We start from the raw sequence: 23,897 nt of genomic DNA, 5'->3' as shown, positions 1-23,897 counted from the left end.
CTTCCGCTTGTGGCTGCAGCTCGTCGGCAACCTCAGCGAGCGCTTCTTCTTCACCAAATTCTGGTAGCTCTAGCTCATCGAGTTCGAAAGATTCCTCTTCAAGCTCAGTAGCAGGAGCTTCAACTTCTGGCTGCAGCTCGTCGGCAACCTCAGCGAGCGCTTCTTCTTCACCAAATTCTGTTAGCTCTAGCTCATCGAGTTCGAAAGATTCCTCTTCAAGCTCTACGGCAGGAGCTTCTACTTCTGGCTGCAACTCATCGGCAACCTCGCCGAGCGCTTCTTCTTCACCAAATTCTGGTAGCTCTAGCTCGTCGAGTTCGAAAGGTTCCTCTTCAAGCTCTACGGCAGGAGCTTCCGCTTCTGGCTGCAGCTCGTCGGCAACCTCAGCGAGCGCTTCTTCTTCACCAAACTCCGGTAGCTCTAGCTCATCGAGTTCGAAAGATTCCTCTTCAAGCTCAGTAGTAGGAGCTTCAACTTCTGGCTGCAGCTTGTCGGCAACCTCAGCGAGCGCTTCTTCTTCACCAAATTCTGTTAGCTCTAGCTCATCGAGTTCGAAAGATTCCTCTTCAAGCTCTACGGCAGGAGCTTCTACTTCTGGCTGCAACTCATCGGCAACCTCGCCGAGCGCTTCTTCTTCACCAAATTCTGGTAGCTCTAGCTCGTCGAGTTCGAAAGGTTCCTCTTCAAGCTCTACGGCAGGAGCTTCCGCTTCTGGCTGCAGCTCGTCGGCAACCTCAGCGAGCGCTTCTTCTTCACCAAACTCCGGTAGCTCTAGCTCATCGAGTTCGAAAGATTCCTCTTCAAGCTCAGTAGTAGGAGCTTCAACTTCTGGCTGCAGCTTGTCGGCAACCTCAGCGAGCGCTTCTTCTTCACCAAATTCTGTTAGCTCTAGCTCATCGAGTTCGAAAGATTCGTCTTCCAACTCTACTGTTGATACCTCTGTTTCTGGCTGTGGATCTTCGGTGACACTCTCTTGAGCTATATCAGGCAAATCTAGCTCTACAGGCTCTTGTACTTCCTGTTCGGCTGGTGCTTGAGAGGCCAAAGTATCTTCTGCTTGAGCTTCTTCAGTCTGAGGCTCATCAATTATCCAATCATCGTCTTGAGGAACACCAAACTCATTTGGGATAGCTTCTGGAATAGATGGTGAAGACTTGGATTCTTCTGGAGTCTCTGGAGTCTCTGGAGTCTCTGGAGTCTCTGGAGTCTCTGGAGTCTCTGGAGTCTCTGGAGTCTCTGGAGTCTCTGGAGTCTCTGGAGTCTCTGGAGTCTCTGGAGTCTCTGGAGTCTCTGGAGTCTCTGGAGTCTCTTCTTTCAGTGTGTCATTTTGCTCTTGCTGCGCAAGCAAATCATCTTCAACAATTGCTTGCTGTTCAGCACCTGAGGTCGCTGACAACTCATTCAAAGAGGCTGAAGATGTCTCTACAACTTGAGCGGGTTCAGACGCCGTGTGTGGACTTTCAACCTCATCAATTGCTGAAGTCAGCCAATCTTCTTCTGGTTCATCTTCACTTGGAGCTTGCTCAGCAACACCTTCATTGGACAGCACGTCTTGACTGTCTACTTCATCGATATCGGTAGGCTCTTCAAGTTCGTCTTGAGGATTCTCAAAGTCTTCAATAGCCGTTGTTAGCCAATCGTCTTCATCTTCTTCTGGTTCTGACTCTGGCTCTGGCTCTGGCTCTGGCTCTGGCTCTGGCTCTGGCTCTGGCTCTGGCTCTGCAAGCATAGCTTGATCGACTTCTGTGTCTAATACAATGTCATCAATAGGATCAACATCGGGAACATCATCAAGCTCTAACTCGTCAAGCAACGGGTCGCCTTCAGGGGCAACACTTAACAGATCATCGATAAAATCTTCGCTAGCAAAGTCCTTATCAGCTGTAGTTTGTGTTTCTGGCTCAACGGCAGATTGTTCAACGGATGGTTCCGTTGCTACCTCAGGCTCCGCCAACTCGTCGCGCTGATCAATTTCAAGTAACTCTTCAAATAGATCCGTTGCGTCATCACCAAGCTCTACGCTTTGCTCTATTTGAGGTTCAGAATCAACCACATCAGCGAGTAAATCAGTACTATCGGCTAAATCAATATCACCTTCTGCTGCATCATCACCAATTAATTCATCAAGCTCAGAATCTAGGTCTATATCATCAGCAGATTCAGCAATAAATTCATCTAATAGGTCTGTACTTTCTTCAGCAGGCTCATCAACAGCAATTAGCTCATCAAATACGTCACTCTCTTCGACGCTATCTTTTGACAGTTCTTCCGTTTCATCTAGGAGTTCGTCTAATAATTCAGTGCTATCTTCGCTAACTTGCACGCCTTCTTCGTCTAGTACTTCATCTAGCAGCGCAGTTTCATCAACCGCATTCGCTTCAAGCGTTTCTAGATCAGCTTGCGCTTCCATCTGGGCAAAGATATCGTCAATTTCGCTATCAGAAGCAAGGCTTGGTTCAGATATATCACTGCTAGATTCGTCACTTAAATCGAAGCTGTCTTCACCTTCATCAAGTAAGCTATCGAAATCTAAGTCTTCGTTGCTGTCATCCTGAGCTTCATTGAATAAGTCGTCCAATAGTGACTGATCAAGCTCATCAGTGCCTAACTCTTCAGTGCCACCATCATCAGCGAGCAATGAGTCCAATTCATCTTGAGAAAACTCGCCATCATCTGACAAGTCGAATCCTTCGTCATCCGATTCCTCAATGACGACTTCATCAAGGGCACGCTCCATCTCTTCAAGACCAAGCGCTTTATCATCACCATTAACGCTAATGCCGTTGGAACTCATGTCAACGTCTGCATCAGCGAGCGATTCATCTAAATCACCATCATCACCAATGCCAGCAAACGGATCATCGCTGTCTTCACCTTCAAGGTTAAAGTCGAGATCACCATCATCTAAATCGGCAAAGACGTCTACTTCATCCGGATCGGCTGAGTCGTCGCCAAACAGCTCTTCTTCGTCTTTGTCTGATTCACCAAACAAATCATCATCGAGTAGCAGGTCATCATCAAGATCTTCGTTGAGGGTCTCTGCCGCAACAGGAGCAACAGGTTGCACAGGCTGCTGCGCAACGGGTGCTGCTTGTGGCTCTTCTCTTGAACGGCGGCCTAACAACATCATAACGATCAGGCCAATTAATAGCCCAGGAATAATCGCAAGTGCTGCCACTAACCAAGTACTCGAGAACAGCTGATCCATCGCAGATGGGGCCATTTTCTGTTCTTCGGCTAAGCGCTGCCGCTCCGCTTCAAGTAGCTTTTCAACTTCAGTCCGAATGCGGTCTTCATCACCGAGTTCATCTTTAAGAACATCCACTTCAGACTGGACATCAGCAAGCATTAGACGCAGTTTATGGTTCTTCTCTTCCAATGCCATTAGTTCTGTTTCAGAAGTCTCAAGCTGGTTTTCGAGTGATTTAACCTGTTTTTGCTTCTCTTGCTCAGCAATCGCTTTTAGATCGCTGTCTTTATCAACCATCTTCTCCTGATTAGTATCAGTGCCCTTGTCTGTAACCTTGAGTGATTCGACAGGTTGAGAGACGGGGGTAACCTGCACTTTTGAGGCTGTCTGCTGTGGTGGCTTAACAGCGGGTGCTTTACCCAAACGCGCTTGGTGAGCTGCCATCACGTTGACAGCTTCCTGAGTAGAGACGGCGCGAACTTGACTCAGTGAAGGAATACGAATCGTACTTTGTGGAATGAGTTCGTGGATATTCTGGTTTTCAAACGCCTGAGGGTTGAGTTGAAAAATGGCATATAGCGTTTGTTGTACAGTGACCGCACGAGAAGGTCGCAATTGAGAGGCAATGCTCCACAAGGTTTCTTGTTCTGTGGTCGGGCCATAGAATTGAGAAGGCTCCGCTGTCGCACGCGTATTACGAGTAAGGGACTCTGAGAATTGGGGAGATGACTGGATCTCACCATTTGGCCCTTTAAGGCGAATGCTCTCCGCGTTTACGATAGTAGTTTGAGTCACGGCAACCATTGCTAGGGGCAACAGTAGACGCTGTAAAATTCGACGCATATAAGGCTCAGCTATGTGCTCAATTAAATTAATGACGATGATCTGTTAAATATATCGGATAAACCACTCAAAACTATAGGTGGAGAGGTAAAAAATGTGTGTCCGGCGCCATATTCGCATTAATCTCACACAATTTTTCAAAATTCGATTAAAAAAGCCTCACACTATGGCGAGGCTTTAGTTGGACAATTATCAACAGTGATTTAATAGTAATCGCGAATCAGAACTTCTGCGATTTGCACTGCATTCGTTGCCGCACCCTTGCGAACGTTGTCTGCCACTACCCACAGGTTTACTCCGCTATGGTGGCTGATATCGTTACGGATACGACCTACCATCACATGATCTTTACCGCCCGCATCGCGAACTTGTGTTGGGAAGTCATCACCACGGAAAACTTCGACACCTTCAGTTTGCTCTAGCAGATTAATCACTTCTTGCGCATCGATTGGTGCACATGTTTCTAGATGGACTGCTTCCGCATGACCATAGAAAACAGGCACACGAACACAGGTAGGGTTTACAGTAATACCTGGATCGTTGAAGATTTTCTGTGTTTCCCAAACCATCTTCATCTCTTCGCGGGTATAACCGTTTTCCATAAACTGATCGATCTGCGGAATACAGTTAAACGCAATTTGCTGTGAAAACTCTTCATTTTCTGCTGGCATACCGTTAAGAAGCTTAGCCGTTTGACCTGCTAACTCATCAATACCCGCTTTGCCTGCACCCGACACTGACTGGTAAGTTGATACATTAATACGCTCAATACCCACTGCATCGTGAATTGGCTTTAAGGCAACCAACATCTGAATCGTTGAGCAGTTTGGGTTAGCGATGATATTGCGGTTACGGAACTCGGCAATCGCTTCAGGGTTCACTTCAGGCACTACAAGTGGAATATCGTACTCGTAGCGGAACTGTGACGTGTTATCAATCACGATAACACCTTCATCTGCAGCGATTGGCGCCCATTTAGCAGATAAATCACCACCTGCGGAAAACAACGCGATATGTGCTTGAGACCAGTCAAACTCTTCTACGTTTTGAACTCGGACAGTTTTACCGTTAAAGCGATAAGTCTTACCTTCACTGCGCTCACTGGCTAAAAGGTAAATCTCACCCACTGGGAATTTGCGCTCTTGCAGCACTTCTATAATTGTTTCGCCGACTGCACCAGTCGCGCCTAAAACTGCAACATTATATTGTTGGCTCATTGACTTACCTCAACCTGAAAACCTAGTTTTGCTAGTGGGGATAGATTGCATGACTCTCCACCGACTAACGTGACTGCACTGTACTCACGACGATCCCAATAGTTTTTACGCATCAGGTCAAACGAACCAGGCTTGCTGATTTCGCGTCGGAATAAGGCGTCATCTTTACGCACATCATAGACTAGCTGCGTGATGTTGTGCAGTGTTGCTTCGTCCCACTCGCGATCTAAAGAGAGCTGTGGAACTGGCGCAATTGGCAGCAAGTCACTAGCATGCGCACGTAATTCATTGTTTAGAAACTCGCAATAGCTATTGAAGATCATTGTCGTACCGCGAGCTTTCCCCTCTAAGCCATAACCTGCGACATGAGGGGTTGCGAATGCTAGCAGAGGCAGAAGCTCCATATCAACCTCTGGCTCAAATTCAAACACATCCAATGCCGCAACGAAGCCATCATTCTTCTGTAAACGCGTTTTTAGTGCAGAGTTATCGACAATAGGGCCACGAGCCGCATTGATTAAAATTTGGTCACCACGTAACGTTTCCAACACTGCTTGATCAATTAGGTGATGCGTAGGGTGCTCACCATCACGTGTGATGGGGGTATGCAGAGTAATAATATCTGCTTGATCCAACAATTCAGACAAAGGAGTAAATTGACGAGAATCCCCTTCAGCTTGTTTAGGTGGATCGTTGATCAACACATTAATGCCGATGCCTTCTAAGCATTTTTGCAGGTAGCTACCGACTTGACCTGCTCCAATAATTCCAACGGTTTTATCAAACACTGAAAAACCATGCAACTGAGCAAGCACCATCATCACGCTGAATGCATACTCAGCAACACCCACTTTGTTACAGCCTGGGGCGGCGGTAAAGTAAATACCTTTCTCTCTGAGTAGAGCTTGATCGACGTGATCCATTCCCGCCGTTGCTGTGCCGACAAATTTTAGCTTGTTGGCTTTAGCGATTAGCTCTGCGTTGACTTTAGTCACCGAGCGAATCATAAGCGCATCAACATCGATTAAGTCATCCGCGGTCAGTGTGCGACCGGATTTTAAAACAACCTCTCCTAGCTGACTAAAAAGCTGTTCAGCATAAGGCATATTTTCATCTACAAGAATTTTCATGAGTTTATCGATTTAGCTTTGAATGGCATTGATTGTGCAAAAAAGGTGAGTCGGTGTCGAGTAATTATCTGATCACCTATTATTCCGATTGGTATTAGATAGAAAAATGCCCGGCACTTGGCCGGGCAATAGTCCAGAACAAAAGGATCTTAACCCGCTCTCCATGGGTTAAAGTCTGCGTCTGTTAGACTAACCTTTATTGCTAAAGGTTAGTCAGCTCTGGAAACTGGATTACCCATTACATGCTGTAATGAGCAAATTCAGTTAGCCTTGGTACTTCTTGATAACTAGCGTAGCGTTTGTGCCACCAAAACCAAAACTGTTTGACATCACTGTCGTCAACTCTGCATCACGCTTCTCAGTCACGATATCTAGACCGTTCGCAGCTTCATCTAACGCTTCAACGTTAATACTTGGTGCGATAAAGCTGTTATCTAACATTAGTGTTGAGTAGATTGCTTCGTGAACGCCTGCTGCACCTAGAGCGTGACCTGTCATCGCTTTAGTTGCTGAAATCGCTGGGCTGTTGTCACCAAATAGCTCTTGAATTGCACCTAGCTCTTTTACGTCACCAACTGGTGTAGATGTGCCGTGCGTGTTTACGTAGTCGATGCTGTCAACGTCTTGCATCGCCATCTTCATACAGCGAACCGCGCCTTCACCCGATGGAGCAACCATGTCGTAGCCATCAGAGGTTGCACCGTAACCTACGATCTCACCGTAGATTTTCGCGCCACGTGCTAGTGCATGTTCAAGCTCTTCGATAACCAACATACCGCCGCCACCAGAGATAACGAAACCGTCACGGTTTGCATCGTAAGTACGAGAGGCTTGATCAGGGGTTTCATTGTATTTAGTTGACAGTGCGCCCATCGCATCAAACATCATAGTTTGAGACCAATCTAGCTCTTCACCACCACCAGCAAATACGATGTCTTGTTTGCCAAGTTGGATAAGCTCCATTGCGTGACCGATACAGTGCGCCGATGTTGCACAAGCCGAACTCATTGAGTAGTTCACACCACGAATTTTAAATGGTGTCGCAAGACACGCAGAAACCGTTGAAGACATAGTACGAGGAACCATGTAAGGACCAACACGTTTTACGCCTTTGGCACGCATTGTATCTGTCGCGACAGTTTGGTTTAGTGCCGATGCACCGCCAGAACCTGCAACAATACCAGTGCGATCATTTGAAACTTGATCGTCTGTTAAACCTGCGTCTTCAATTGCTTGCTGCATTGATAGGTATGCATAAGCAGCCGCATCACCCATAAAGCGCATCTGTTTACGGTCAATGTGCTCTGCTGGGTTGATTTTTAGATCACCCCAAACCTGTGAACGAAGACCTTGTTCTTTAAACTGCTCAGAGGCAGTAATACCAGATTTACCTGCTTTTAGAGACGCTAAAACTTCTTCGACGTTGTTACCGATACTTGAAACAATACCCATACCGGTGATTACGACTCGTTTCATTATGACATTCCTATAATTCAAAAATCCGCTAGATGATAACTAAGATAGCGGGGAAAAGTGGTCAGCTTTCCCTTAAAACCGTACAATTGCAATCATATTATCGCTTTTATTTACATATTTCCGACACTATGACCTCGATTACCAATGCTCAACTAGGCTGGAACGATACAGGTACGCCTGTTTCCGATCAGTTTGATGATGTCTATTTTTCCAATGTGAATGGTCTCGAAGAAACCCGCTACGTGTTTCTGCACCAGAATCATCTCCCACAAAGATGGCAAACCTATGACCAGCGCCGTTTTATTATTGCTGAAACTGGCTTCGGCACTGGCTTGAACTTCCTAGCGGCATGGCAGTGGTTTGATCAATTTAAGCAGCAACACCCGGATGCGCCACTAAAAGAACTCCATTTCGTGAGCTTTGAGAAATATCCACTCAGTCGAGATGATTTGATCAAGGCGCATCAGTCTTGGCCTGAGCTTGCCGAATACGCTGAAAAACTACAAAAGCACTACCCTATCGCGGTTCCTGAGTGTCATAGAGTAGTGCTTGAGGAAGGTGCGATCACCCTCGATTTATGGTTCGGTGATATTAAAGATTGCATGCCAAGAGTGCCTGTCGGGGAAAAAGGAATTGTTGATGCTTGGTTCCTAGATGGTTTTGCCCCGAGCAAGAACCCAGAAATGTGGAATCAGAATTTATTCAATGGCATGGCAAAACTAGCAAGGCAAGATTGTACCTGTGCGACATTTACCGCTGCGGGCTTTGTTCGTAGAGGCTTAATTGAAGCGGGTTTCGAAATGAAGAAAGTCAAAGGTTTTGGCACTAAACGAGATATGATTGCGGGCCATTTACCCAAGCGCCAAACCACCACCAATATTAAGCCTTGGTTCGCGCGAACTCCGGCTAATTCGTCAGGGTCCATTGCGATAATCGGTGGCGGCATTGCCAGTGCGACTTTGGCTAAAATGCTAGTCCGGCGCGGAAAGAAGGTCACTCTGTATTGCCAAGATGCTAAACCTGCTCAGGGGGCCTCAGGTAACCGCCAAGGAGCTGTCTATCCGCTACTTAATGGCGATCACTCGGGAGTTTCTCGTGTATTCGCTCCAGCTTTTCTTTTTGCTCGCCAGTTTGTTGAACAAACAGCCGAGCAGATAACTTTCGATCACGACTGGTGTGGTGTCACCCAGCTAATGTGGGATGAGAAATCGAGCGAGAAATTAGACAGAATGTTAAAGGGCCGTTTTGACCAACAGCTTATTCACCGTCTAGATCAATCGCAAACCAGTGCAACTATCGGACTGCCGATCGATATAGAAAGTGTCCATTATCCACTTGGCGGTTGGCTGTGCCCTGCTGAATTAACTCAAGGTTTAATTACTAAACTTGAGCAAAGCAAATTATTTGATACACGGTTTGAAACCAAGATAGACGCTCTAGATTGGAACGAAGAGACGCAAACTTGGACACTTTTATCCGGTGAAAAAAACTTTACACACTCAACCGTTGTGGTTGCCAATGGACACCAGTTTGACCAGCTAGAACAAACTGCGAAGATTCCCCTTGGTCAGGTAAAAGGTCAGGTTAGTCATATACCGACAACAGACGAACTGTCTCAGCTCAAAACTGTGCTTTGCTACGATGGCTATATGACGCCAGTCAACCTTAACAATGATCATCATTGTATTGGTGCCAGCTACGATCGTTCACATCTGGATACCGAGTTTGACCCACAGGCACAACAGGATAATGGTGACAAACTACACAAATGCATTTCAAACCAAGATTGGCCTAACCAAGTCGATACCTCTGGTAACCTGTCTCGCCAAGGCATTCGTTGCGTAAGCCGAGATCACCTGCCATTTATTGGCAACGTAGGTAAGCTAGAACTAATAAAACAAGTCTATGCTGACATACACAAGAAAAAACCAGCTAAGAACGCAGTAGATGTTCCGAGTTACCCAAATCTATATTGTATGCTGGGATTGGGCTCTAGAGGTTTATGCTCTGCACCTTTACTGGCAGAGACACTTGCTTCGCAGATCTGTGGTGATCCCTTGCCATTGCCAGTTGACGTATTGGAAACGCTTCACCCAAGCAGGATGTGGGTTCGAAAGTTACGTAAGGGCAAAGCAATTACAGAACTTTAAGTACCCCAGATAACAAAACGCTGCCACTCACTTCCAAGTGGTGGCAGCGTTTTTTAATACTCCCCTAATGACTATGCGAGGCTAGCGACGGCTTGTTTAATCTGTTCAGCAATGTCTTGATTGCGGAACTGACCTGTTTCTAAATCAAAGTTGTCGTAGAAACTTGGTACTGAAACTGAAGCTTTCACCTGTGCGCCAAAGTAAGGCGCTGAGCCAGTAGCAGCCGCTAGAACGGTTTGCGCACCACCCGGTCCTGGAGAAGTCGCAAGATATACAACTGGCTTCTCTTGGAAGACGTTACGCTCAATACGTGTAGACCAGTCGAATAGGTTCTTATAAGCAGCTGGATAAGAGCCATTATGTTCAGCAAAAGAGACAACAATCGCATCCGCAGCCGCTAGGTCGGCCAAAAACGCTTTCGCACCTTCTGCCTGGCCAATTGCTTTCTCTACGTCTTCACTAAACATAGGAACTTGATAGTCATTTAAATCGAGAACAGAAATGTCGGCTCTCTCAATCTGATTCGCAGCATATGTCGCTAGAGTCTTGTTAATTGATGTTGAGCTGGTTGATGCTCCAAAGGCTACAATTTTCATAATCTGATTTCCTATTCGTTTCTCGATATGTGCTAAAAAGAATATCCATCGAGCAGAAAAGCAACAACCATAAAAAATTTAAGGGGTTGTTCGAAAAATTCGAACAACCCCTAATTTAAGACCATTTGTGCGAGTCTGATTACGCGTTGTTAACTAACTCAACCCACAGGTCGTTAACTATAGTACGGTCAGCAGGTGTTAATTCGGAGCGTGCGTCATCTAAGCTGGCTTGGATTCGTTCTTTCAACGTTTCGACATCGTTAATGCCTTCTTCTTCACATGCTGCCGCTGACAAAGAAATATGACCTCGTAGATAACCACCAGCAAACAACTCATCATCCGATGCCGATGAAATACGTGCATCAATTAGCTCTAGCAGCTGTTCTTCAAATTCAATAATCATTTTGCGTTAACGCCTAATCAGTTTGCTTCTCAAAAAGAACGCCAAGCTTCTCACATTGAGAATTCCAACGCAAACCCTAGTAATAGCAAGGCTTTCGCGTATGGCACGCCCTGTGCACTTCCTCAAATATTCACCTAAGTTCAGCGAGGAAGAACCAATGCAAATAAAACGCACTGCTCATCAAATAGCTATGGTCGCTGTCGCTTTAAATGGCTCGTCAATGGCTATGGCAGAAATACCTTTTACGGAGTGCCCTACACAGGCATTCTTAATTCAAAGCCCGACCGGAACGCCAGTAGCTTATGGTGTTAACATTGATGTCGGTAGCTACATCACTCTAGATTCTAACTTAGGCTTAGATAAGCTAAACGGAGTCGGTTATAGCAAGCATGATGACTTCATCTATGGTTGGGATTACGGTGTTGCCTCGCTTTCTCGAATTGATTCAACCTTTACCAAGACGCTACTGAATGTTTCAAAGCCTGCTGGCGCACCGACTTCAATCTACGTCGGTGACGTTTCTATCGATGAAAATGCCTGGTATGGCTATCGACCAAACTACGGCTTATATCGCATAGATTTAGATACCTTGCTTATGGTGCTTTCTTCACCACCAAGCCAATTTGGTAACCCTTCCATATACGACTTAGCTTTCCACCCAGACAATGGATTAGCTTATTCAATCGATGCCAATGGTTATCTGTGGCAAGTTGATGTCAACGCAGGCACGTCAACTCGACTAAACCAATTGCTAGATAAAGATGCGCTTGGTTATCGCCTAACTTTCGGCGCGGTCTACTTTGACGTGGATGGCAATTTCTACGCCAGTAACAATAGCAATGGCTACGTGTTCAAAGTAGTAATCAACGGAACCAGCTCAAGCGCCGAATTTTTTGCTTATGGTCCATCAAGTAATTCGAATGATGGCGCTCGCTGCGCTTTAGCCCCAGTAGAACCAAGTGAATACACAGATTTTGGTGATGCTCCAGATTCCTACAAAACTACCTTCGCCTCATCAGGTGCGAGGCACGGTATGTCTGACCTCAAGCTCGGTACTTTAGTCGACGGAGAAACCGATGCCAGCCCATACCCACTCAGCGATGACATTTCCGACGGCAGCAATGACGATGACGGCATTCAGTTCCCAGTACCTATTCAAGTAGGTCAAACCAGCAAAATTATTGCGACCGTCTCCGGAGCAACGGATAACTCGGTACTCAATGCTTGGATCGACTTCGATCGCGATGGAGAATTTGAATCTAACGAAATTATCATCAGTGATCAGTTCGTGGATGCCAACACTGGAGACCTCTTCTTCTCAGTACCGACATGGGCAGTTGCAGGAGAAACTTGGGCTCGCTTTCGTGTATCAAATACCTCGGGAATAGGCCCGAGTGGTGGTGTACCTGCGGGGGAGGTAGAAGATTACCTCGTGGATATTACTGAAAGCGGTGTGGTCACTGAGGTTTATCCAAGCGGGGGCGGTTTCACTACTTTTGCCTACGAAGATCAATACCCTCTAGTGGGTGACTATGACATGAACGATGTGTTGATGAACGTTAAGTTTACTGAGTATCAGCTTAACAATCAGGTTATCCGAATTAAAATCGAGGGCAAAGTTGCTGCACTTGGTGGCGATTATCACTCTGGTTTTGCTATTCGCTTACCTGATGTAGATCGCGAAGACATTAAATCTGATTCAGTACAACTCTATGTGAACAATACGCTTCAATCTGGCAGTTTAGAAAGTGACACATCAGACGCGGTATTTATCATCCATACAGATCTTTGGGATATCACTGAATCAGGCGAAGCGGAAGGTTGTACCATGTTCCGAACGCAGGAGAACTGTGGTACCACTTACCGCCCAACATGGAGCTTAACTTTCTCGCTAGAAAACGCCGTTAACACCGATACTATGCCAAATTTCCCTTACGACCCGTTTATCTTTGCATCTCCAGGTCATTATTACGGTGATGTTGGCTATCAGTTGAGTGGTGGTTACCCGGGGCGCGGTTTAGAGATCCATCTAAAAAATCAAGCCCCCACTAACAAATTTGACATCCGATACAAGGCTTATGGTTTAGACACCTCTAATGGTGAGACCCATTACCATAATATCAACGGACTACCTTGGGCTATTGAGATTCCAACCACATGGCAGCATCCGCTTGAGCAACATAACATCTTACAAGCCTATTCAAAGTTCGCCGACTTTGCTCAAGATGAGACCGGACTGACTGAATCTACTTGGTACACCATTCCGAACACAAACAGAATTTATGTCGACTAAAGGAGAGAAGATTATGTGGAATTCAAATACAGCAATGCTACTTGGGCTCGCTTTTATCCTTCCTCTCTACGGTTGTGGCGGTGGTGGAGGCGGTGAAGGAGGATCTTCAGGTTCAACTGGCTCTACGGATTCTTCTACACCAGCACCAGCACCAGCACCAGCACCAGCAAGCAACGGTACACCAGTCTCTCTCAGCACACTACAGATTGATCCTGAGAATAGCCTGACATCGATTTACCAAGTAGATGTGGATGTGAGCTTACCTCATTTAGCCTCGTCCCTGGTCTACATCTCTATCTGTGACAATGCTGACGGTAATCTAGAATCCGTGGATTACAACAAATGCTTAGTGAAAGCGGCACTAAAATCAGGAACAGGAAGCTACCAGTTGCAGGTACCAAATCATTGTGAGTCACTCATTGCTGTTGTGTCTGTAATGGAACCCAATACCCAGCCTCTTGTGTATACCCTCAATCATAACAATCAGCCTGAAACTAACTGGCTCATCCAGTAACTGAAACCAAACAAGCCGCATCATGCGGCTTGATTTTCATTTCACTGCAAACATCGAGTAGTTTAGCTCAGGGACCTGATAATAAGCTCTTAACGCTTCAGATAGCATTTTGACCCGCAGTGGGATTCCTTGCTCAAAGATCTTACCTACTTCACTATGTACTTTAGCCATAAAGGCTAGACGGTCTGGCTCAAATTCACCATTGAGGTTGTCGCAACTCACTGTAAACGAAAAGCCTGCACTCTTAGAAAGAATCCATTCATAGGCCTGAGGGCGAATCTCGACCTTTTCGAACTCTGCCTGAACTTGCTCAGTACGACCATCAGGTTCATACCAGTAGCCGAAATCTTCCAATAATCGGCGCTTAGGACCTGCAACACACCAGTGAGCAATTTCGTGCATTCCCGAAGCATAAAAACCACGAGCAAAAATAATCCGATGGTATGGTGTTTTTTCATCTGCTGGCAGATAGATTGGCTCGTCACCACCTAGCTCAAGTTTGGTGTTATAGTCAGCCAAAAATGTGTCATTAAAAATACGGATTAAGTCTTGGTAGTCGTGGTTCATAGCTCAGTGGTTAGCGTTTTTATACAGCGGCAAGCATTCTCGCATTTTTAATCGTAATTGCAAATCCACAACTTATATAGTGATATTAGAAATAGTTATCTGAAAAGTAATTTCACACCAACAAAATCTCATTCGTCACAGATCACATTTCCTACTACACTCACGCCTTAAATTTATGTGATCAGCCTAACTTTTTGGCCATTTATTGAGAATTCTCCATGCTGCTAAGTGTTTTATATATTATCGGTATTACTGCGGAAGCGATGACGGGTGCTTTGAGTGCAGGCAGACGCAAAATGGATTGGTTTGGTGTCATGCTTGTTGCCAGTGCAACGGCAATTGGTGGCGGTACAGTTCGCGACATTCTACTGGGTCACTACCCACTTGGTTGGGTTAAAAATCCAGAGTTTCTTGCCATTACCTGTGTGGCAGGCGTACTGACTACAGGTTTAGCAAAGTGGGTCCTTAAACTAAAAGGCTTGTTCATTCGACTTGATGCGCTAGGTCTTATCGTATTTAGTATCATTGGTACTAAAGTAGCGATAGGAATGGGTCACCATGCGCTTATCTGTATGGTTTCTGCATTGGTAACAGGCGTATTTGGCGGTCTATTACGTGATTTGATCTGTCGCCAAACACCACTTGTGCTGCATGAAGAGCTTTATGCTTCTGTGGCGCTTATCGCGTCAGGTATGTACCTACTTCAGCTCGAACTTGGCGTGAACGAAGTAACAGCAACCATTTCTACCTTAATTGTCGGCTATATGCTACGTATGGCCGCTGTCCGATTTAAGTGGCGTTTACCATCATTTCATCTAGAAACCGAAAGTTCTCTTCATTGATATTTGTCACCGCCCTGCTTGTCAGGGCGGTTTTGCATTTACTAGCAAGTTTTTACCCACAAATCACATAGCCACAAACCTTCAACTTAATGTGCACAACTGGTTAATTATCAGCAAGTTAATCCTGTGACCTTTTGCACAATCCCGACGGGCAATTTATCTTACTCTTACCGCCAACAAGGAAAAGTTCAGGCCATTGCCCTCTCTGCCCCAACCTTTCCTTTTTCCTCTAATTAATAAGCTGAAAGGTCTAACGATGAAAAATAGACTAGGTCTTACCCTCTCTATACTTGCACTTACCCTATCAGGGTGTAGCTCTTTATCCACACCAAACGCTTCCCAACAACTATCTACACTGCTTGATGAATACAGCTCTGAATCCAAGTCACTAGATAGCTCGCATTTTGGTATCATTAATGACCAAATGGCCGCAGCAAAACAAACTCTTGATAGGCTCTATCTAAGCAAACTGCTCGACATTAATCGCGATGCACTATCGGATGAAGATAAGGTTTACTACGACACGTTTCGTTTTGACCGCACCATCTCTATCCGTGGAGCCAGCTTTGCCAATGCTCGATTTGGTAACCTAGATGTACCTGTCACCCATTTCTACAACTATATCCAGTGGAATGCCGAAGAAGCAGGCGCTGCTCTCGATACCGATATAGATGAGACGAAGACATATCAAGATCAACTTGAAACACTTCAAGAGTACACCGCCTGGGTCAACAACCTACGCAGTCAATACCAACTTGCCACTTTAGAAGGTATACAATTGCCTACGGTTCTTGCCGAACGGTTATATCAAAGTAGTGTGGATGCGATTAGCTATGATGATTTCTCTATTCTCAAGGTCGGCCTGAATGATCTAAAGATTCAGCCTGAGTACAGCGACAAGTTTGTAGAGCAATATGCTAAGGAAGTCGACAAAGCGCAACTCGCAACACAAAAGCTACTCGCTTACCTTCACGGACAGTACACTAAAACTGCGCGTGGCGATGGACAGCTTACCGACACAAACATCGGTTGGGGAGATCTACCTAACGGACAAAGCTGGTATCAGTGGCATTTAGATAGAAACAGTACAACAGGAAAATCCGCCGCAGAGTTACATCGTTTAGGCGAACAGCTCGTAACTGATGCCAAGGCCGAAATGATTCGCGTCGCCAAACTGGTCGTCAGTAAACGAGGCTCAATTGTCGAAGCTGATTACCGTAACCCTCTCACCAATCGAGTTTCGAAACGTACCTTCGAGCTAACTACCGACTCTGGAAACATTAATCTTGAGGAGTTTTTCAAATACCTCAACAGTGAACAGTTTTTCTTTGGCCGAGATGGCCAGATAGTCAGCAACCATCAATATGCCGAGGTATGTAATCAAGCTTCAACTCCAGCAGCATGTGAGAGTGCGCTAACCGATTACTATCTGTTCAAGATTAACGCCAATGATGTCGTGAGTCGCTACTTTAAACCAATAGCAACAGACTACACCATTGAGCCAACCCCAGCAGAAGATGAACTCTATGCGGGCGTCGCCTCATACGATGACAATACCTTCACACTAAATACTCATCCCGACTACAGCTTACAAAAATGGAATGTCTCTACTCTGCTACTTCATGAAGCCGCCCCTGGACACCACTTCCAAAACGCCTATGCGCAAGAGTACCCACCTGCCAAGATACCTGAATATATGAAAGATATTTGGTACACCGCCTATGGTGAAGGCTGGGCGCTCTATACTGAGTGGCTAGGTTTGGAGATGGGTATCTACGGCGAGTTAGATGATCAAGGAAAGCCTACCTTTGTTAAAGGGACAGGCATGTGTGCACCTAATGCTGATTATAGTCAACTACAAGGGGGGATATACCAAGATGAGCAAGAGTGTAACGCCCTGCAATACTTCGGTAGCCTAAATGAAGCACAGCTACGCAATATGCGCCTAGCCATTGATACGGGTATTCATAGCAAAGGCTGGAGCATCCAGCAAGCTCGTGATTACATGAAGGCTAACTCAGCACTCGGGGATGGTGACATAGAATCGGAAAGCTTCCGCTATGCAGCCTATGTTGGGCAAGCCGTTTCGTATAAGTCAGGATACTTAGTAATCAAAGAGTTACTGAACAAAGCACGGGCTGAATTAGGTGATAAGTTTGACTACGCAGAATTTCATGACCAGCTTCTGCGCTACGGGCAACAGCCGATGGAAGTGGTGCGCGAAAACATCAATAACTGGATAACGTCGAAAAAGTAAAGATAGAAAATGGGCTTGGTACTACCAAGCCCATTTAAATTAGTTGATCGCTTCTATTATCGCGATGTCTCTCTCTAGAGCCAGTTTTTCATGACCAGTGGCTGAGGCAAGTTTGCTTTGACGAATTTGCAACGCTTCTTTCGTTGCTTGGTCATTGGCAAACTTAAGCCCTTTGACATTGATTGAAGCAATATTGGTATATCTTCCATCTTCACTACTAGGCACCGATATTTTGCCTTCGTTGATCAAAGTCTTAACCACTTCTCGTTCTTTGTCGTAGCTATCATCCATGCCCACTAGCTGCCAACGTTTTTGCGGACCACTTTGATAGTGACCTTTCTTCTGTTCAGTCAAATAACGGATGGTTAAGTTACGGATCGTACCTTCTTCTTCACCATATACCGCTTTCGAATCTGACAACACTTTAAAGTTACGGCCTTCAAGTACTCCACCTTGCTTAGTCAAGTGGCCCATACGATAGCTATTCATACCTAATCGAATAGCCGTATCATCTTTAACAGAGGTTCCATCTGCGAACTTAAGATCTGTGATTCGTTGACCTTTCGGCTTAGTGAGATCAATTTTGTAAGTGACGCCAGCAAAAAAGTCGTTAGTCGAGTATTTTGATGCGCGACGTTCTGGGTCAAAGCTGTAAGTCACATCACCTGGCTTAACAGAGTTAAAGTACCCTGCTGACCACTCCATGTAAGTCTTAAGGTCTTTACCCGTCATCTCATAAACGGTTATTTCGCCACCTGCATACTGATAGTTGTAGGCGATGTCTTTGGCCTTAATTGTCCCAACATTAAGCTGCGCTTTATCGTTGTCAATTTGTAGAGCAATCACATTTGCTTTCGGTGAGTAATAGAAGCTCGCTTCTTGGTACAAGGCACTTATCCCCGTATCTTGCACATGAACCTGCGGAATTCCGCGAATTTCATTTTCCGGGACTAGGTCAACACCTTTTAGCTCAGCGATGGGACGATTAGCCATCTCTCTTAAGCGCTTGTGGTATGGCTGATACAACTCTTCCATTTTTTCGTTTGATACAATGCCATCGATCTTATAAGTAAAGCTGTCTTTGTTGACCAAGGTGTATTGTCCATCGCGTTCTTCAAACTGGAGATCAACACGCGAAAGTGCACGTCCATACTTATCCGGCTCCGTAACAATAACTCCATTGACGACAGCCTTATCAATGCGTGTATGCATATGGCCAGCGACAATAGCATCTAGCTCTGGGTTGATATTGGCAATATCTGTAACGCCCGTATCAGCAATGTCATTTTCATTATCAATCCCCATGTGCGCGACGAGCACTAGCGCATCAACTTGATCATCCAGCTTCTTAATGATCTTTTTCACTTCGAGGCTAGGGTTAGTAAATGTCATACCGTCTAAACGGTTAGTACCTTTGGCAAACACTTCCGTCATTGGAGTATCCATGCCAATCACACCAATTTTTATCCCGCCACGCTCGATAATTGTGTAGCCTGGTAGGAATCGGTTACCGTCTGGGCGCTTAATGTTGCCAGCTAAACTTTGACCTTTAAACTGTTTAAGAGAACGATTGAGCACACTGACGCCAAAATCAAATTCATGGTTACCCAACACCCAAACGTCATAATCCATCTCATTGAAGCCAAGCATCATAGGATCAATCGGTTCATCTTTGAATGTCTCGACAAAGTTACCTTGAATCGTATCGCCTGCATCAACCAAGATGACATTAGACTCTTGCTGACGAATGTCCTTAACTTTTGTCGCAATTTGGCTAAGGCTTCCACGCATGTTGAGTTTATCCGCGGCGTAGTCCCATGGCATAAAATGACCATGAATATCGGATGTACCTAAGATGGTAACCTGATGAATGTCTCCATCAGCGGCGAATGTAGGAAAAAAGGGATTGCACAAGATAACAGCTTCTTGTTCATTTTTTATTCACCTAGTTGTTAATAAACCAGGCGGATACTAGTATAAAGGCAGATATATATGTGTGATCCATGTCATTACAAAAGATAACTTGACCTTATTATTACAAATAAAATCGTGACACGAATCACAATGAAACTTTAGCATTTAGCCAACCAATAGATGGCCTTCATATTTATTGACACACATACTAAACGGCCTCCATAAATGGAGGCCGTTTTCAAATCTTTGGTTGATTAAATCTTTGGTGTTTCTGTCATCACACCTTGATTTTGACCGCGATGACGAAGCAAATGATCCAATACCACAATCGCTAACATGGCTTCAGCAATAGGTACTGCGCGAATACCCACACATGGGTCATGACGACCTTTAGTGATCAGTTGCGTTGGCTCACCCTGTTTAGTGATGGTTTCACCTGGCACAGTAATACTTGAAGTCGGCTTTAGCGCAATATTCGCCACGATATCTTGACCCGTAGAAATACCGCCTAAGATGCCACCAGCGTGGTTGCTGGCAAAACCGTCTGGAGTTAGCTCATCTCTGTGTTGGCTACCTTTCTGGTTCACAACTTCGAAGCCGTCACCAATCTCAACACCTTTCACCGCGTTGATGCTCATTAGTGCATGGGCAATGTCTGCATCTAAACGGTCAAATACTGGCTCACCAAGACCTACTGGAACATTGGTCGCAACCACTTGCAGCTTGGCACCAATAGAGTCACCTTGCTTTTTCAGATCACGAATAAGTTGATCAAATGCGTCTACCTTATCAGCATCTGGGCAGAAGAATGCATTGTTTTCAATCTCGTCCCAATCCACTTTCTCAATTGAAACATCACCCATTTGAGAAAGATAAGCACGAATTTCAACACCAAATTCTTGCTGAAGGTATTTTTTAGCAATTGACCCTGCAGCAACACGCATTGCCGTTTCACGTGCAGAAGAACGACCACCACCGCGATAATCACGCACCCCATACTTTTGATGGTAAGTGTAATCCGCGTGGCCCGGACGGAATTTGTCTTTAATTTCCGAATAGTCTTTCGAGCGTTGATCGGTATTTTCAATCAACAGACCAATTGAAGTACCCGTTGTTTTACCTTCAAATACACCAGATAGAATCTTTACTTCATCCGGTTCGCGGCGTTGAGTGGTATAACGAGAAGTGCCTGGGCGACGGCGATCCAAATCAACTTGAATATCCGCTTCAGTGATTTCTAAACCCGGAGGGCATCCGTCGACGATACATCCTAGTGCGATACCGTGACTTTCTCCGAATGTGGTGACTCGGAAATGTTGTCCGATACTGTTTCCTGCCATTACTTCCTCAATCCTATGTGCCCGTAAATTGGGCTTTACACTTCAATTCTTCGTAAATTCATAGTCGCTTTATTACGGTTTGATGTAAACCCCTAAAAAGGATCTATTTCGCTTTTTAACCCGCAATAAAAAACGCCAAGCATAATCTGCTTGGCGTTTTGTTAAAATCATCAAATAGAACAACTAGTCTTTGTAGATAGAAAACTCTGCTGCGTGTTCTAACATCTGTTCACGTGTGAGCATAAACACACCGTGACCACCGTTTTCGAACTCAATCCAAGTAAATGGAATGTGTGGGTATTGCTCCATCATATGAACCATAGAGTTGCCTACCTCACAGATAAGAATACCGTTGTCTGTCAGGTAATCAGGGGCGTTGGCTAAAATGCGACGCACTAGTTTCAGACCATCTGTACCTGCTGCTAACCCTAGCTCTGGCTCATGAGTGAACTCATCTGGTAGGCTATTCATGTCTTCTTCATCCACATAAGGTGGGTTAGACACAATTAGGTTGTACTTCTCTTTTGGCAGATCACGGAATAGGTCAGAACGGATTGGGAAAACTTGTTGCTCCATACCATGATCTTGCACGTTCTGCTCAGCAACTTGCAAAGCATCCGTTGAGATATCAATGGCATCCACTTCCGCTTCAGGGAAAGCGTGCGCACAAGCAATAGCAATACAACCGCTGCCGGTACAAAGATCCATAATGCGTGTTGGTTCTTCAACTAACCAAGGCTGGAACTCAGCTTGAATCATCTCACCAATCGGCGAGCGTGGCACTAATACACGCTCATCAACAAAGAACTCTAGCCCGCAGAACCAAGCGCGGTTGGTTAGGTAAGCCGTTGGAGTGCGCTCGTTAATACGCTTCACTACACGCTCAACAATACGCATGCGCTCGCTAGTTGTAAGACGAGAATTCAACACATGCGGAGGCACATCAATTGGCAAGTACAGTGTTGGTAGAATCAGCTGTACCGCTTCATCCCAAGCGTTATCAGTGCCATGACCGTAAAAAAGGTTCGCAGCGTTGAAACGACTGACAGTCCAACGAATCATATCTTGAAGCGTGTGAAGTTCTGAAACCGCTTCTTCTACAAAAATCTTATCCAAAATTGCCTCCGAAAAGCGCTACAATACTGCTAATTGCATTTATATATTTACTAATTAGTCCCATGAGCAAAAAAGACACCGATACAGATGACGACTTCGCCCTTTTTAGGGATGCAGTACAAGGCGTAAAAAAGTTGTCACAGGATACCATAGTCCAGCAGCCAAAAAAAAATACTAAGCAAAAAGAAATTACTCGAACAGCCCGTGAAGCAAGCGATACAGAGTTTTACTTCTCAGATGAGTTTGTTCCGCTTCTCAATGAAGATGGCCCAACCCGCTATGCGCGTGATGATGTTTCCCAGTACGAAGTAAAACGCCTGCGTCGTGGCGTGTATGTACCAGATGTGTTTTTGGATATGCACGGTATGACTCAGCAAGAAGCAAAGCGCGAACTTGGTGCGATGATCGCTTATTGCATTAAGAATGAAATCTCATGTGCCTGTGTCCAGCACGGAATTGGTAAACATATTCTTAAGCAAAAGGCCCCATTATGGCTTGCTCAGCACCCTGACGTTATGGCTTTTCACCAAGCTCCATTAGAATTTGGTGGTGATGGCGCGCTATTGGTTCTGCTTTCGATACCTGAGAAGTAGAAGGCTGGAGAGCTGGAGAAGTTTTCGAGGGCTGACGCTTAGTGTCAGCCCTTTTATTCCAACAAGTTAACTTGTCATCCTCAAGAGTGAGGTACGAACGAGTTGGGGGATCTCTTCAAGTGAGTGCACCAAGCTATGAGATTCCCTACTCGCTCCTTCGACACTCTATGGAATGACACAGAACTGGGTAACTCGCGTTGATTGAATTAAGTCTAGTTTTCCAGCAGGGCGAAGCCTGCTCCCGTTTTCCACAAGCGAAGCATTCCATAGGACGTAGTCCGTTCCGCCCTAGCGCTACTTCCTATACTCTGGAGGGATTGGAAGCTCTGACGCTTTAAGATTCGGCCTTTGACCTCCCCGTTTACGGAACTGTTTCAGCTGGAATACGTATGCCAGTATTTGAGCTACGGCGGTAAATAAGCCGTCGGGGATCTCTTGTTCTAGCTCTGTCGAGTGGTACAAAGCACGTGCTAACGGCGGCGCTGGGACAACGTAAATGTCGTGCTCGCGGGCGATTTCACGAATCTTGAGTGCCATATGGTCTGTCCCTTTTGCCACCACTATTGGCGCACGATCGGTATCTTGTTTATAGCGCAATGCAACAGAGAAATGCTCGGGGTTGGTGATGATAACATCAGCTTGAGGGACTTCAGACATCATACGTCGCTGGGCTGCTTCACGTTGTAGCATTCGGATACGCCCTTTAACTTCAGGCTTACCTTCCGTCTCTTTGTACTCGTCTTTAACCTCTTGCTTAGTCATTTTAAGTTGGTTAGCGTGTTGCCAGATTTGGAAAGGAATATCGATCGCTACCACGATCAATAAAGTGCAACTGATCAACAAAACAAAATTGAGTAAGATATCCAGTGCATGGAAGATGTTCTGCGGATAAACGTCCATGCTCAGTTGGAACAGATCCTCTTTGGCTGCGCTGATCAGATAAAACGCCATACCTGAAACTAGCGCTACTTTAAGAATTGATTTAATTAGCTCGACCCAACTTTGCAGTCCCACCATACGCTTTAGACCACTGAGCGGGTTCATCTTTGACCATTTCGGCATTGCCGCTTCCGCCGAGAAGCTAATTCCACCAACTCCTGCCGCACCGATCAGGGCTGCAATAAATAAGGTAATTAGAATTAGTAGCAAAGGTAGCAACAAGCTGCTTAAAGAGCCCAAGGCAATGTCAAACAATTTGACCTGATCGAAAATTTCTTCACGCGAGAGGGTGAACATTCTGCCCATCGCAGAAAATAATGCGCGAGCGAGCCCTTCACCAAACCACATTAAGGCGACCGAACCGACAACTAGTACAGAAACCGAAGCTAACTCTTTTGACCTTGCAACCTGCCCTTTTTCACGGGCCTGTTGCAAGCGTCTGGGCGTGGCGTCTTCTGTGCGTTCTTGACCGTCTGACTCTGCCATTCAGCCTCCTAGGGTCTGTTGACCTTTTGCG

General features: G+C 45.5%; 17 protein-coding genes. 6 read left to right on the top strand and 11 right to left on the bottom strand.

Going from position 1 to position 23,897, the window contains the following annotated elements; translation table 11 throughout:
• The 4 genes from APB76_RS23205 to fabB form a co-directional block, all read right to left on the bottom strand.
• A partial coding sequence (locus APB76_RS23205) for a FimV/HubP family polar landmark protein (RefSeq protein ID WP_064429716.1) occupies positions 1 to 4,033 on the bottom strand: 4,033 nt, incomplete at its 3' end.
• Positions 4,034 to 4,236: 203 nt separating this feature from the next.
• Entirely contained in the window at positions 4,237 to 5,250 is a 1,014-nt protein-coding gene (locus tag APB76_RS17400) for an aspartate-semialdehyde dehydrogenase (protein WP_054961320.1), read from the bottom strand.
• Complete coding sequence (locus tag APB76_RS17395; RefSeq protein WP_054961319.1) at positions 5,247 to 6,380, bottom strand: 4-phosphoerythronate dehydrogenase; 1,134 nt, start codon at positions 6,378 to 6,380, stop codon at positions 5,247 to 5,249. The genes APB76_RS17400 and APB76_RS17395 overlap by 4 nt, the downstream gene beginning before the upstream one ends.
• Positions 6,381 to 6,644: 264 nt before the next feature.
• Positions 6,645 to 7,856 (bottom strand): beta-ketoacyl-ACP synthase I, encoded by a 1,212-nt coding sequence (fabB, locus tag APB76_RS17390; RefSeq protein WP_049846683.1) that lies wholly within the window; start codon positions 7,854 to 7,856, stop codon positions 6,645 to 6,647.
• Positions 7,857 to 7,984: 128 nt separating this feature from the next.
• Here fabB and mnmC point away from each other — a divergent pair, with 128 nt between their 5' ends.
• A complete protein-coding gene (gene mnmC / locus APB76_RS17385) occupies positions 7,985 to 10,006 on the top strand; it encodes a bifunctional tRNA (5-methylaminomethyl-2-thiouridine)(34)-methyltransferase MnmD/FAD-dependent 5-carboxymethylaminomethyl-2-thiouridine(34) oxidoreductase MnmC (protein ID WP_054961318.1) in 2,022 nt (673 codons plus the stop codon).
• Positions 10,007 to 10,077: 71 nt separating this feature from the next.
• Here mnmC and APB76_RS17380 read toward each other — a convergent pair whose 3' ends face one another.
• Positions 10,078 to 10,602 (bottom strand): NADPH-dependent FMN reductase, encoded by a 525-nt coding sequence (locus APB76_RS17380; protein WP_054961317.1) that lies wholly within the window; start codon positions 10,600 to 10,602, stop codon positions 10,078 to 10,080.
• 139 nt (positions 10,603 to 10,741) lie between these two features.
• The gene (locus APB76_RS17375) at positions 10,742 to 11,005 is read right to left on the bottom strand and encodes a YfcL family protein (RefSeq protein ID WP_049846680.1); all 264 of its coding nucleotides are present in this window, start codon (positions 11,003 to 11,005) and stop codon (positions 10,742 to 10,744) included.
• Between the two features lie 157 nt (positions 11,006 to 11,162).
• Here APB76_RS17375 and APB76_RS17370 point away from each other — a divergent pair, with 157 nt between their 5' ends.
• Positions 11,163 to 13,298 carry an LruC domain-containing protein gene (locus tag APB76_RS17370; RefSeq protein WP_054961447.1) on the top strand — a complete coding sequence of 712 codons (2,136 nt, stop codon included), beginning with the start codon at positions 11,163 to 11,165 and terminating at the stop codon, positions 13,296 to 13,298.
• A 13-nt stretch (positions 13,299 to 13,311) separates the two neighbouring features.
• Positions 13,312 to 13,812 (top strand): hypothetical protein, encoded by a 501-nt coding sequence (locus APB76_RS17365; RefSeq protein WP_054961316.1) that lies wholly within the window; start codon positions 13,312 to 13,314, stop codon positions 13,810 to 13,812.
• Between the two features lie 36 nt (positions 13,813 to 13,848).
• Here APB76_RS17365 and APB76_RS17360 read toward each other — a convergent pair whose 3' ends face one another.
• A complete protein-coding gene (locus APB76_RS17360) occupies positions 13,849 to 14,379 on the bottom strand; it encodes an elongation factor P hydroxylase (protein ID WP_049846678.1) in 531 nt (176 codons plus the stop codon).
• Between the two features lie 218 nt (positions 14,380 to 14,597).
• Here APB76_RS17360 and APB76_RS17355 point away from each other — a divergent pair, with 218 nt between their 5' ends.
• Both APB76_RS17355 and APB76_RS17350 read left to right on the top strand, forming a co-directional pair.
• Positions 14,598 to 15,221: a trimeric intracellular cation channel family protein gene (locus tag APB76_RS17355; protein WP_054961315.1), complete on the top strand. Its 624-nt coding sequence runs from the start codon at positions 14,598 to 14,600 to the stop codon at positions 15,219 to 15,221.
• Positions 15,222 to 15,477: 256 nt separating this feature from the next.
• On the top strand, positions 15,478 to 17,478 hold the full coding sequence (locus tag APB76_RS17350; RefSeq protein ID WP_054961314.1) for a DUF885 domain-containing protein: 2,001 nt from the start codon (positions 15,478 to 15,480) through the stop codon (positions 17,476 to 17,478).
• 39 nt (positions 17,479 to 17,517) lie between these two features.
• Here the strand turns inward: APB76_RS17350 and APB76_RS17345 are convergent, their stop codons facing one another.
• The 3 genes from APB76_RS17345 to prmB form a co-directional block, all read right to left on the bottom strand.
• Positions 17,518 to 19,392, bottom strand: a complete 1,875-nt coding sequence (locus APB76_RS17345; RefSeq protein ID WP_237767925.1) for a bifunctional metallophosphatase/5'-nucleotidase — start codon at positions 19,390 to 19,392, stop codon at positions 17,518 to 17,520.
• Between the two features lie 254 nt (positions 19,393 to 19,646).
• Complete coding sequence (gene aroC, locus APB76_RS17340; protein ID WP_054961312.1) at positions 19,647 to 20,732, bottom strand: chorismate synthase; 1,086 nt, start codon at positions 20,730 to 20,732, stop codon at positions 19,647 to 19,649.
• 183 nt (positions 20,733 to 20,915) lie between these two features.
• A complete protein-coding gene (gene prmB, locus APB76_RS17335; protein WP_054961311.1) occupies positions 20,916 to 21,848 on the bottom strand; it encodes a 50S ribosomal protein L3 N(5)-glutamine methyltransferase in 933 nt (310 codons plus the stop codon).
• A 62-nt stretch (positions 21,849 to 21,910) separates the two neighbouring features.
• Here prmB and smrB point away from each other — a divergent pair, with 62 nt between their 5' ends.
• Complete coding sequence (smrB, locus tag APB76_RS17330; protein WP_054961310.1) at positions 21,911 to 22,441, top strand: endonuclease SmrB; 531 nt, start codon at positions 21,911 to 21,913, stop codon at positions 22,439 to 22,441.
• A gap of 294 nt (positions 22,442 to 22,735) precedes the next feature.
• On the opposite strand, the gene flhB is transcribed toward smrB, so the two are convergent.
• Positions 22,736 to 23,866 carry a flagellar biosynthesis protein FlhB gene (gene flhB, locus APB76_RS17325; protein WP_049846671.1) on the bottom strand — a complete coding sequence of 377 codons (1,131 nt, stop codon included), beginning with the start codon at positions 23,864 to 23,866 and terminating at the stop codon, positions 22,736 to 22,738.
• Positions 23,867 to 23,897: the final 31 nt, after the last annotated feature.

Source organism: Vibrio bivalvicida (genome assembly GCF_001399455.2).
GTDB lineage: Bacteria > Pseudomonadota > Gammaproteobacteria > Enterobacterales > Vibrionaceae > Vibrio > Vibrio bivalvicida.
Note: the sequence above shows the minus strand (reverse complement) of the source record. Positions and strands in the feature narration are given on the sequence as shown.

Coding starts and splice junctions, on each gene's coding strand:
- APB76_RS17400 (WP_054961320.1), bottom strand. CDS start 5,250: ATGAGCCAACAATATAATGTTGCAGTTTTAGGCGCGACTGGTGCAGTC.
- APB76_RS17395 (WP_054961319.1), bottom strand. CDS start 6,380: ATGAAAATTCTTGTAGATGAAAATATGCCTTATGCTGAACAGCTTTTT.
- fabB (WP_049846683.1), bottom strand. CDS start 7,856: ATGAAACGAGTCGTAATCACCGGTATGGGTATTGTTTCAAGTATCGGT.
- mnmC (WP_054961318.1), top strand. CDS start 7,985: ATGACCTCGATTACCAATGCTCAACTAGGCTGGAACGATACAGGTACG.
- APB76_RS17380 (WP_054961317.1), bottom strand. CDS start 10,602: ATGAAAATTGTAGCCTTTGGAGCATCAACCAGCTCAACATCAATTAAC.
- APB76_RS17375 (WP_049846680.1), bottom strand. CDS start 11,005: ATGATTATTGAATTTGAAGAACAGCTGCTAGAGCTAATTGATGCACGT.
- APB76_RS17370 (WP_054961447.1), top strand. CDS start 11,163: ATGCAAATAAAACGCACTGCTCATCAAATAGCTATGGTCGCTGTCGCT.
- APB76_RS17365 (WP_054961316.1), top strand. CDS start 13,312: ATGTGGAATTCAAATACAGCAATGCTACTTGGGCTCGCTTTTATCCTT.
- APB76_RS17360 (WP_049846678.1), bottom strand. CDS start 14,379: ATGAACCACGACTACCAAGACTTAATCCGTATTTTTAATGACACATTT.
- APB76_RS17355 (WP_054961315.1), top strand. CDS start 14,598: ATGCTGCTAAGTGTTTTATATATTATCGGTATTACTGCGGAAGCGATG.
- APB76_RS17350 (WP_054961314.1), top strand. CDS start 15,478: ATGAAAAATAGACTAGGTCTTACCCTCTCTATACTTGCACTTACCCTA.
- aroC (WP_054961312.1), bottom strand. CDS start 20,732: ATGGCAGGAAACAGTATCGGACAACATTTCCGAGTCACCACATTCGGA.
- smrB (WP_054961310.1), top strand. CDS start 21,911: ATGAGCAAAAAAGACACCGATACAGATGACGACTTCGCCCTTTTTAGG.
- flhB (WP_049846671.1), bottom strand. CDS start 23,866: ATGGCAGAGTCAGACGGTCAAGAACGCACAGAAGACGCCACGCCCAGA.